This window comes from Frankia canadensis (genome assembly GCF_900197875.1).
Lineage (GTDB): Bacteria > Actinomycetota > Actinomycetes > Frankiales > Frankiaceae > Frankia > Frankia canadensis.
Genome location: NZ_FZMO01000521.1, coordinates 1 through 512, shown reverse-complemented (window position 1 = coordinate 512; position 512 = coordinate 1). Strand labels below are relative to the sequence as shown.

The 512-nt window shown below is 78.3% G+C and carries 1 protein-coding gene; it reads left to right on the top strand.

Annotation, left to right across the window (positions count from 1 at the left end; all coding sequences use genetic code 11):
- On the top strand, nucleotides 1-512 hold a 512-nt coding region (locus C1A33_RS27160; RefSeq protein ID WP_133150855.1), incomplete at both ends, for an AMP-binding protein.

Below are 512 nucleotides of genomic sequence, written 5' to 3'. Positions count from 1 at the left end.
TGGTCGTCGCTGACCGCGCGGGGGCTGGACCACGACGGGCCGGCGCTGCTCACTCCGAGCCGGCAGTGGACCGGTCGGGAGGTGCTGGCGCTCGCCGCCGGCGTCCAGGCCTGGCTCGCCGAGCTGGACCTGCCCCGGGGCACCGTCATCCCGGCGCTGCTGTCGGACACCACGATCTGCGTCCCCGTGTTCGTCGCCGCGGCGGGTGTCGGCCGGCCGATCGCGCCGCTCGGGCCGCGGCTGACCGTCGCCGAGCTGGCCTCGGCCGTGTCCCGCCTCGGCAGCCCGGTGATCATCGCGGAGCCGGCGCACGCGGAGCTGGCCGGGCGGGTGGCCGAGGCGGCCGGGGTCCGCGCCGCGGTGCTCAGCGACCCGCTGCCGAGCGCGGCGCCGGGCGAGCTGCCACCGTCGCTGGCCGGCGAACCCGCACCCGGACCCGACGACACCGCGATCGTCCTGCACACCTCCGGCACCACCGGTCTGCCCAAGGCGGTCCACTACCGGCAGCGGCC